General features: G+C 67.8%; 10 protein-coding genes. 9 read left to right on the top strand and 1 reads right to left on the bottom strand.

The genetic code is table 11. The features are described from left to right. Nucleotides 1-82 precede the first annotated feature (82 nt). The 9 genes from VD972_RS11005 (at nucleotide 83) to VD972_RS10965 (ending at nucleotide 8,894) form a co-directional block, all read left to right on the top strand. Nucleotides 83-958 (top strand): SCO family protein, encoded by an 876-nt coding sequence (locus VD972_RS11005; RefSeq protein WP_324984999.1) that lies wholly within the window; start codon nucleotides 83-85, stop codon nucleotides 956-958. Then, nucleotides 955-2,001, top strand: a complete 1,047-nt coding sequence (coxB, locus tag VD972_RS11000; RefSeq protein WP_324984996.1) for a cytochrome c oxidase subunit II — start codon at nucleotides 955-957, stop codon at nucleotides 1,999-2,001. The genes VD972_RS11005 and coxB overlap by 4 nt, the downstream gene beginning before the upstream one ends. Further along, nucleotides 1,985-3,670: a cbb3-type cytochrome c oxidase subunit I gene (locus VD972_RS10995; protein ID WP_324984993.1), complete on the top strand. Its 1,686-nt coding sequence runs from the start codon at nucleotides 1,985-1,987 to the stop codon at nucleotides 3,668-3,670. The genes coxB and VD972_RS10995 overlap by 17 nt, the downstream gene beginning before the upstream one ends. Then, on the top strand, nucleotides 3,660-4,325 hold the full coding sequence (locus VD972_RS10990) for a cytochrome c oxidase subunit 3 family protein (RefSeq protein WP_324984990.1): 666 nt from the start codon (nucleotides 3,660-3,662) through the stop codon (nucleotides 4,323-4,325). The genes VD972_RS10995 and VD972_RS10990 overlap by 11 nt, the downstream gene beginning before the upstream one ends. A gap of 12 nt (nucleotides 4,326-4,337) precedes the next feature. After that, nucleotides 4,338-4,808, top strand: coding sequence for a cytochrome C oxidase subunit IV family protein (locus VD972_RS10985; protein WP_324984988.1), 471 nt, complete (start codon nucleotides 4,338-4,340; stop codon nucleotides 4,806-4,808). Between the two features lie 132 nt (nucleotides 4,809-4,940). After that, on the top strand, nucleotides 4,941-5,621 hold the full coding sequence (locus VD972_RS10980; RefSeq protein WP_324984987.1) for a hypothetical protein: 681 nt from the start codon (nucleotides 4,941-4,943) through the stop codon (nucleotides 5,619-5,621). A 3-nt stretch (nucleotides 5,622-5,624) separates the two neighbouring features. Beyond that, nucleotides 5,625-6,581: a GNAT family N-acetyltransferase gene (locus VD972_RS10975; protein ID WP_324984985.1), complete on the top strand. Its 957-nt coding sequence runs from the start codon at nucleotides 5,625-5,627 to the stop codon at nucleotides 6,579-6,581. A 25-nt stretch (nucleotides 6,582-6,606) separates the two neighbouring features. After that, nucleotides 6,607-7,755, top strand: a complete 1,149-nt coding sequence (locus tag VD972_RS10970) for a hypothetical protein (RefSeq protein ID WP_324984982.1) — start codon at nucleotides 6,607-6,609, stop codon at nucleotides 7,753-7,755. Between the two features lie 155 nt (nucleotides 7,756-7,910). Then, the gene (locus VD972_RS10965; RefSeq protein ID WP_324984980.1) at nucleotides 7,911-8,894 is read left to right on the top strand and encodes a hydrolase; all 984 of its coding nucleotides are present in this window, start codon (nucleotides 7,911-7,913) and stop codon (nucleotides 8,892-8,894) included. On the opposite strand, the gene VD972_RS10960 is transcribed toward VD972_RS10965, so the two are convergent. Next, the gene (locus tag VD972_RS10960; RefSeq protein WP_324984978.1) at nucleotides 8,882-9,490 is read right to left on the bottom strand and encodes a hypothetical protein; all 609 of its coding nucleotides are present in this window, start codon (nucleotides 9,488-9,490) and stop codon (nucleotides 8,882-8,884) included. The genes VD972_RS10965 and VD972_RS10960 overlap by 13 nt on opposite strands. Between the last annotated feature and the right edge of the window lie 192 nt (nucleotides 9,491-9,682).

The following is a 9,682-nucleotide window of genomic DNA, read 5'->3' as shown; positions in this document are numbered from 1 at the left end:
CCCGGCACCCGAGACGGCTCCGGCTCCCGGCGGCAAGGCTCCCGCCCCTACCCCCAACCCTCGCTAGGCCTCCTGGATGTCGATGTCCTCCTCCCACCTCTGCTCCTCCTCGCGCGCTGGCCGGCACGCGGGGCTCGCCCTGGCGGCGCTCGTGCTGAGCGCGGCGCTGCCGGCGTCTGCCCTGCCCGGTGGAGGCAAGACGCCTCAGGCCATCGTCGATGCGGACCAGCCGCCCCAGGTGCAGGGGGTGGATGTGGAGGAGCGCCTGGGGGAGCCGCTGCCGCTGGCGGCGCGCTTCACGGATGAGGCGGGCCGCGAGGTGTCCCTGGGTGAAGTGTTGCCCAAGGACAAGGCCACCCTGCTGACGCTGGTGTATTACGAGTGCCCCATGCTCTGTAACCTCGTCATCAACGCCCAGGTGGCCGCGATGCGCGAGGTGGGACTGGAGCTCGGTAAGGACTACGAGGCTGTCACGGTGAGCATCGATCCCAAGGACACGCCAGCGCAGAGCGAGCAGCGGCGCCGCCGCCACCTGCAGGCCATGGGCAAGCCGGAGTCCGCTCCCTGGCGCTTCCTCACGGGCACCGAGGAGCACATCCGCAAGCTCACCGAGGCGGTGGGCTTCAAGTACCGCTACGACGAGAGCACCAAGCAGTACGCCCACCCCGCGGTGGTGCACGTCATCACCCCCGAGGGGAGCGTCTCCCGCTACCTGTACGGCACCAGCTTCCCCGCCAAGGACATGAAGCTGGCGCTGGTGGAGGCCGGCAACGGACGGGTGGGCACGAGCTTCGATCGGGTCGTCTTGTCCTGCTTCAAGTATGACACCGCCATGCGGCGGTACAGCTTCTATGTGTTCGGGTTCATCCGGACGGGAGCGATGCTGGTGTTCACAGCGCTCTCGGCGATGCTGATCTATTTCTGGAGGCGCGAGCTGAAGAAAGGCGCTGCGGCATGAGCAACCTCGCTGACAAAATCCTCTTCCTCCCGGAGCGCGCGTCGACGTTCGCGGAGCGGGTCGACAACCTCCACTACTTCGTCGTCGGCGTCACCATGGTGTCGTCGATCGCGGTGGGCCTGGCGGCTGTCTTCATGTTCTTCCGCTACCGGCGGCGCACGCCCAACCAGGCCACCGAGTACGTGGTGCCCAACCTGCCCACGGAGTTCCTCTTCGTCTCCGTGCCGCTGGTGTTCTTCCTGCTCTGGTTCGCCATCGGCTTCCGGGACTTCATCTTCTTCACCACGCCTCCCAAGGACACGTATGACGTGTACGTGATGGGCAAGCAGTGGATGTGGAAGTTCGCGTACCCGGAGGGCCCCAACGGGGTGAACGTGCTGCACGTGCCGGCCAACCGCCCGGTGCGCCTGCTCATCACCTCGCGGGACGTGCTCCACTCCTTCTACGTGCCGGCCTTCCGCATCAAGATGGATGCGCTCCCGGGCCGCTACACGCAGGCGTGGTTCGAGGCCACCAAGCCCGGCACCTACCAGGTGCTGTGCACGGAGTACTGCGGCCTGTCCCACTCGAAGATGCTGGCGGAGGTGGTGGTGCTCTCGCCGGAGGACTTCGAGGAGTGGCTCAAGGACCAGCAGCGCGGCCGGCTGGCCGGCCGTCAGGATGCGCTGGCGGACACCTCGCTGGTGCCGCCGGTGGCGCGCATGGCCGAGCAGGGCCAGAAGCTGGCCGGCACCCAGGGCTGCTTCAAGTGCCACACCATGGACGGGGCGCAGCACATCGGCCCCACGTTCCTGGGCATGTATGACCGGATGGAGAAGCTCGAGACCGGGCAGACCGTCCGCGTGGATGAGGCCTACATCACCCAGTCGATGATGGACCCGGGGGCCCACATCGTGTCCGGGTACAAGAACGTCATGCCGACCTTCCAGGGCAAGCTGCAGGGCCCGGAGACGGCGGCCATCGTCGAGTTCATCAAGTCGCTGCGCACCGCGAACGTGCGTGAGGGCGCTTCTCAAGGACCTGCTTATGAACCCATCCAGTAGCACGACAGCAGACGGTGTCCTGCCCGCGCACGACGCCCACGACGCGCATGGCGCGGACCACGCCCACCCGAGCTATCTGGTGGACGGCACCACGATCAAGTCGTGGCTGCTGACGGTGGACCACAAGCGCATCGCCCTCATGTACCTGGTGTGGATCCTGCTCTTCTTCCTGGTGGGCGGCATCTTCGCGATGGCCATCCGCCTGGAGATGCTGACGCCAGGTCCCACCATCATGGACGCGATGACGTACAACCGTACGTTCACGCTCCACGGCATGATCATGATCTTCTTGTTCATGATCCCGGCCATCCCGGCGGTGTTCGGCAACTTCGTCCTGCCGCTGATGCTGGGCGCCAAGGACGTGGCCTTCCCGCGGCTGAACCTGGCCAGCCTCTACATCTACCTGGCGGGCGCCTTCCTGGCGCTGTGGGGCATGCTCAACGGCGGCCTGGACACCGGCTGGACGTTCTACACGCCGTACAGCGCGCACACGACGACGACGGTGGCGCCGGTGCTCTTCGGCGCGTTCATCATCGGGTTCAGCTCCATCGCCACGGGCCTCAACTTCATCGTCACCATCCACACCATGCGGGCGCCGGGCATCACCTGGTTCAAGCTGCCCCTGTTCGTCTGGGCGCTCTACGCCACCAGCTGCATCCAGGTGCTGGCCACGCCCGTCATCGGCCTGCTGATGGTCATCGTCACCGGTGAGCAGCTGTTCCACTTCGGCCTGTTCGATCCGGCTCGCGGCGGGGATCCGGTGCTCTTCCAGCACCTGTTCTGGTTCTACAGCCACCCGGCCGTGTACATCATGGTGCTGCCCTCCTTCGGCGTCATGAGCGAGGTGGTGGCCACCTACAGCCGGAAGAACCTGTTCGGCTACCGCGCGATCGCCTACTCGAGCCTCGGCATCGCCTTCGTGGGCTTCTTCGTGTGGGGCCACCACATGTTCGTGTCGGGGCAGTCCACGTTCGACGCGGGCGTGTTCGGCGTCATCACCATGCTGGTGGGCGTCTTCACCGCCATCAAGGTCTTCAACTGGGTGGGCACCGTCTACAAGGGCGCGGTGGACTTCAAGACACCGTTTGCCTACTTCTGCGGCTTCCTCTTCTTCACCGTGTTCGGTGGGATGACGGGCATCGCGGTGGCGACCACGTCGCTGGACGTGCACTGGCACGACACCTACTTCGTGGTGGCCCACTTCCACTTCATCATGGTGGGCGCCACGGTGATGGCCTTCCTGGCCTCCATCCACTACTGGTTCCCGAAGATGTTCGGGAGGGTGTACCACGAGGGCTGGGGCCTGGTGGCCGCGGTGTTCATCGTCCTGGGCTTCAACGCGACGTTCATCCCGCAGTTCCTCCTGGGCAACTACGGCATGCCGCGGCGCTACTTCGAGTACCCGGAGCGCTACCAGGCGCTGAACGTGGCCTCCACGGCGGGCGCGTCCCTGCTGGCGTTCGGCTTCGTCATCATCAGCGTCTACCTGACCTACGCACTGGTGTACGGCCGGCCGTCTGGGAAGAACCCGTGGCGCAGCAAGGGCTACGAGTGGATCTCCGACTCGCCGCCGCCGACGCACAACTTCGTGGGCCCGCAGCCCACCTTCTCTGAAGAGCCCCACCTCTACGTGGATCCGAAGAAGGCGGAGGTGCCGAATGCAGTCTAGTGCTCACACCGCGGGCGCGACGCCCGGGGTTCCCCGGCTGGCGGCGCACTTCGCCTCGCTGGAGGTACAGAACCACGCCGCCCGCCTGGGCATGTGGCTGTTCCTCTCCACCGAAATCCTGCTCTTCGCGGGCCTCTTCGTCTGCTACGGCGTCTACCGCTACGCCTACCCGGAGGCGTTCGCGGAGGCCAGCCGGCACCTGGACCTGTCGCTCGGCACCGTCAACACGGTGGTGCTCATCACCTCCTCGCTGACGGCGGCGCTCGCCGTGCACTACGCGAAGGAGGGGAAGAACAGCCTGGTGGCCATCATGTTCGGGCTCACCATCGCCATGGCCGGCGCGTTTCTCGTCATCAAGGGCTTCGAGTACAGCCACAAGTTCGAGGAGGGCGCGCTGCCCGGGCCGTACTACACCATGGAGGCCGTGCAGCTGCCGGGCGTGCCGCTGTACTTCACGATCTACTTCCTTGCTACGGGCCTGCACGCCTTCCACGTCATCATCGGCATGAGCGTGCTGGTGTGGCTGATGTTCAAGGCGATGCGTGAGAAGAACTTCGGGCCCAACAACTACACCGCGGTCGAGCTGGGCAGCATGTACTGGCACCTCGTCGACCTGGTCTGGATCTTCCTCTTCCCGCTGCTGTACCTGATCTAGGAGCGTCCCCTCATGTCCGTGGCCAACGAGTCCAGTCAGGAAGCGCACAACATGCAGGAGCACCATAGCTCGGTCCGGTACTGGGTCGTGTGGGGGGTGTTGCTCGCCCTCACGGGGCTGACAGTGTGGACCGGCAGCATTCACATCCCCCAATTCGGGCTGGCGCTGGCTCTGCTCATCGCCAGCGCGAAGGGTGGTCTGGTGCTGCTGTTCTTCATGCACCTGGTCGATCACAAGGGCGCCAACCGCCTGGTGATGGCCGTCTCCGTGCTGTTCGTGCTGATGATGCTGATCATGCCCATGGCGGACCTTGCCACGCGCTACCGCCCGGCGAACCCGGCGGGCTCGCACCTGAGCGACCTGCCGGACCTGGAGTTCATCGAGGGCAAGAAGAGCACCCACAATCGCGCCGGCGGCGGCGCTCACGGCAGCGGGCAGGCGGCGCCCGGTGGGCAGCAGGCCCCGAGCCCGAGCCACCCGTAGCCTCCCCACCGCTCCTGGCGGTCTCCGCGCGGCGCCGAGGGCTCTCCCCGGCGCCGCGTGGCGTTTGCGGGCCCCATGGGACCCTTCTACGCTGCGAGGAGGCTGCCGAAGCTCCTCCGGAGGCACAAGTCCATGAAGCTCGTCCCGCTGGCCCTGCTGTGGTGTCTGCTGCTGCCCGACGTCGCGGCAGCCCAGCGCACCGTCACCGCTCCCGTAGACTTCGCAATCGGCCCGGCCGCCTTCTTCTTCTTCGGGCCCATCTTCGAGGACCAGCCCATCCACACCGGGCTGAAGATCAACGTGGAGGCCGTGCTCGACAAGGAGTGGCTGCGCAAGAACCAGGCCCTCATCCCGCGCAAGTACCGGAGCCAGGCGCTGAAGTCGGGCGAGATCCGCTTCTCCCCCGCGGTGCTCGCCCTCGTCCCGGACTCGCTCATCATCTCGCCGAAGTACCGCAACACCGGCATGTATGGGGCCACCTGGAAGCCCCTGGGTATTGGCCTGCCGTTCAGCTCCAGCCCCGTGCGCTTCTCCGTCGACGCGGGGCTGCTCCTCACCTACGCCTATGTGTACTCGGACCTGGCGGAGCTGGGCACCACCCACTTCCTCCGGCCGGGACTCCAGCTGGGAGCGGATCTGGAGTTCCAGCTCACCAAGAGCTTCCTCATCAGCATCGGGTGGGACTCGGCCCTCTACATTCCCCAGCGGCTGGGCACCTTCAGCGAGACGAAGCCCCTGCGCGAGTCCATCTTCCACGTGGGACAGGCCTACCTCATGTTCCACTTCCGCTTCCCTTACACCACCCGCCTGTGAGCCATGCGCCTCGTCCTCGCCAGCGATGAACAGAAGGTGGAGCGGGATGTCGTCAACTATCCCGCGTGGGGCCCTCCGCTGACCGTGGCGGGCTTCATCGAGCGCGAGAAGCGGCTGCGCGGCCACCCCTGGTCCCGCGCCGAGCTGAAGACCTGGCTGCTGTGCGAGGAGGAGGGCGGTGTGCTCGCCTCGTGCGAGACCTATCGCATGGACAGCTTCCTCCGCGCTCCGGATGGCGCCCTTGTCCAGGGCGACAACTTCGCCATCGCCAGCGTCTTCACCGAGGAGCGTCTGCGCGGGCGTGGGTACGCCACGCGGCTGCTGGGCCTGCTGGCCGCGGAGCTCGAGCGCGCCTCCCCGCGCGTCCACACGGCCCTGCTCTTCTCGGACGTGGGCGCACCGCTCTACCGCCGCTCCGGCTACCAGGAGACTCCGGCCTGGGACTGGCGCTTCACTCCGGAGCCGGGCGAGCCCGCCGCACTCGTGGACCGGCTCCTCCCAGACACGGAGGTGAGCGCCGCGCACGCGCGCATGCGCCGGCCCGAGGCTCCCTTCTTCTACTGGCCGACCGCTCCGCAGGTGGACTGGCACATCGAGCGCGAGCGCATCTACGCGGAGCTGATGCCCCGCCCGCGCCCCGAGACGAACGGCGCCATGGCCGGTGCCTCCACGGCCCTCTGGTACATGATGGGCCGCACCAGCACCTTGATGGTGCTGATGCTCGACGCGCGGACGGCCGAGGAAACGGCCGCGCTGCTGGGGGCTGCTCGGCGCGTGGCCCACCGAGCGGGCCTCTCCCAGGTGGTGCTGTGGGAGGAGCCCTCCATGGCCTCCCTGGTGGCGCAGGTACCGGGCGGAACGCGGGAGCTTCGGGAGGGCTCACTGCCCATGCTGAGGCCACTGAGGCCGGGCCTGCCCTCCCTGGAGGCCACTCCCATCCCGCGAGCCCTCTGGGTCTGAGCGCCGGTGGAGATAGGATGCGGCCATGGCCAAGCGCATCCGGATCATCGAGGGCACGTGGAACTGCACCTCGTGTGACACGAAGGACATCCCCGCCCGGCACAAGAAGTGCCCCACCTGCAACAACCCCCGCGAGCTCACCGGCAAGGAGTCCGAGTTCGAGTTCGGAGGCACGGATGCAGCCACGGGCAAGGCCCTGCGCGACGGCGTGACGGACGAGAAGGCCCTGGACATGGCCAGCGCGGGCGCGGACTGGTTCTGCGCCTACTGCGGCGCCTCCAACCGGGGCGACCAGCCGATCTGCAAGAACTGCAAGGCCGAGCGCACGGATGACTCCAAGGCGCTCCAGGAGGAGGCGGATCCCGGCATGCCTGCTCCGCGGCCCCAGGCCCCGCCCACGAAGAAGAGGACCCTGGGCAAGGTGGGCATGGCGCTGGTGGGCAGCCTCTTCTTCTGCTGCGGCAGCACCATCGTCTACGGCTTCTGGCTGAGCGCGGAGCACGAGACCACGGGCCAGATCACGAGCACCGAGTGGAAGCGCACCGCGTACCACGAGCGCTTCACCCCGGTGACGCTGGAGGGCTGGCAGGACGAGCTGCGCACCCAGGCGCCGCGCATGCCCTCCGACGGCAAGGGAGAGCTGGCCGGGGTGCAGAACATCCGCGGCTGCGTCTCGCGCCAGCGCTCCACCCGGAAGGTGGCCGACGGCACGGAGCGGGTCTGCTCGACGAAGACGCGCAAGGTGGCCTGCGGCACGGAGGAGAAGTGCCGCACGCGCAACAAGGGCAACGGCTTCAAGGAGGAGATCTGCGAGGACGTCACCAAGTACTGCAGCGAGTCCTACGAGGACTGCCGCAACGAGACGCGCTACCGCACGGAGCCCGTCTACGCGCAGCAGTGCAGCTACGACACCTACCAGTGGAAGGAGCTGGCCCGCCGCGACACCTCGGGCCACGATGACGAGCCCCCGCGCTGGGCGGAGCTGTCCGTGGGCGCGACGGACCGTGTGCGCCGCGAGGAGAAGTACACCCTCCACATCGCCTACGACGATGGGGAGAAGAAGGCCACCCTCGAGCCCAAGACCGAGCAGGAGTACCTCGCCTGGAAGAAGGGCCAGCAGGTGTCCCTCACGGTGAACAACAATGGGGACGTGAAGCAGATCCTCCCGCGTTGAGAGGTGGGGCGCCTACGCGCCTCTGGGAGTCCAAGGCCATGGAGTGCGCCTCCATGCGCCAGGCCCGCGGCGCGAAGTGAGCCCACGGTCCGGCGCGCAACTTCCCGACCTGTCAGGCTCTTGTCTCTCCCCTGCGTGAGCGCTATCGCGGCTCTGTGCATTTCCAACCAACCCACTCCTTCGTCCCTGCCACCGGCCTGGCCTCGCCCCACGCGCAGACCATCTACGCCGCGCTCGCGCGCCCCACCCGTCTGCCGCCGGTGCGGCGTGAGCGGCTCGAGCTGCCCGATGGCGACTTCGTCGATCTGGACACCTTCGACGGTGCCCCCACCTCCCCCCATGTGGTGGTGCTCCATGGGCTCGAGGGCTCCTCCAAGGCGGGCTATGTCACCGCCATCCTCCGGGGCGCCTCCGAGCGAGGCTGGGGCGCCACCGCCCTCAACTTCCGCTCGTGCAGCGGCGAGCCCAACCGGCTGGCGCGCTCGTACCACTCGGGAGAGATCGGCGACGCGCTGGCGGTGATGAAGCACCTGTGGGCCCGGATCGCCGGTCCGCTGTACGCGGTGGGCTTCTCGCTGGGCGCCAACGTGCTCTGTCGGCTGCTGGAGGAGACAGGGGCGGACGCTCCGGTGCGGGCCGCGGCCGCCATGAGCGCGCCGTACGATCTGGACGCGTGCTGCCGCAAGCTCGACGGACCGGGGCCTTTCCAGCGCCTGTACCGCGAGCGCTTCCTGCGCACGCTCAAGCAGAAGGCACGCGAGAAGCTCCGGCGCTTCCCCGACGCCTTGGATCGCAAGGCCATGGAGGCCGCGCGCAGCATCCGCGCGTTCGATGACGCCGTCACCGCGCCACTGCACGGCTTCCGGGACGCGGCCCACTACTACGCGGAGGCGTCCTCAGGGCCGAAGCTCCATGCCATCCAACGGCCCACGCTCCTGCTGAGCGCCAGCGATGATCCGATGCTGGAGTCTCCCGTCATCCCGCCCCAGGCCGCGGACAACCCGCACCTGAGCCTCGTGCTCACCGAGCGCGGGGGCCACGTGGGCTTCGTCTCCGGCCGTGTGCACGCGCCGCGCTTCTGGGGCGAGGCGCAGGTGCTCGCGTTCTTCGACGCGGTGAGCACCGCTCAGCCAAAGTAGAGGATCAGCCCCACCTTGGCGGACGGCATCGTGTAGATGAAGCGTCCGCCCTGGGCGCCGGACTCGCCCAGGCGCCGGATGAACGGCTCTCCGAGCACCTCCACGCTGGGCACATCGAGCTCGACCCAGCTCACGCCCGCGCGCAGGAAGAACATGACGCTGGAAGGATCACCGAGCTCGAAGCCCAGGTGAGTGCTGGCGTAGGAGTAGCCTACGCGCTCCATCGAGTGGATCGGCGGCAAGGAGCTGTCCGCCATCCTTCGCGCCAGCCTGGCCGCGTCCCCCGCGAGGGCATGGCCCACCTCGAACGTGACGGAGGGTGTGGATCCGCCTGGCCTCGGCAGCCAGGTGACGCCGGCCCGACCTCCCAGACGAATGCCGTTATGCGTGGCGCCCAGATGCAATCGCACGGTCCGCGCCGGCCGGAATGCAGCGGACAACCCCGCTCCGTCCGGGATGCCTGCATCGAGCAGCAACCCAAAGGGCGCCATCCGCTCTGGATCCTGCTTGTGGCTCTTCACCTCCGGAGCCTCGGCGTGCGCCAACGGTCCCCCGAGCATGAGCCCCGCCACGACGAGCGCGCTCACCGCCCTCATGCCCCCACCCCCCACCTTCACAAGTCAGAGTAGCCGGCCCCAGCGAGTGCCCCACCCGCTGGGAACCGGCTCTCCACCGCCCCACTCCCCGCTGCCCCAGAGCCGTTCCAACTCGGCGTGTGCCTACGAGGTGCTCCGCCGTGCCGTCCCGCCCATCCTCGCCCTGCCCCGACCTACCCCACGGTACCGCTC

This window comes from Hyalangium sp., assembly GCF_035629615.1.
Lineage (GTDB): Bacteria > Myxococcota > Myxococcia > Myxococcales > Myxococcaceae > Hyalangium.
This window is presented reverse-complemented; position numbering and strand designations above follow the sequence as displayed.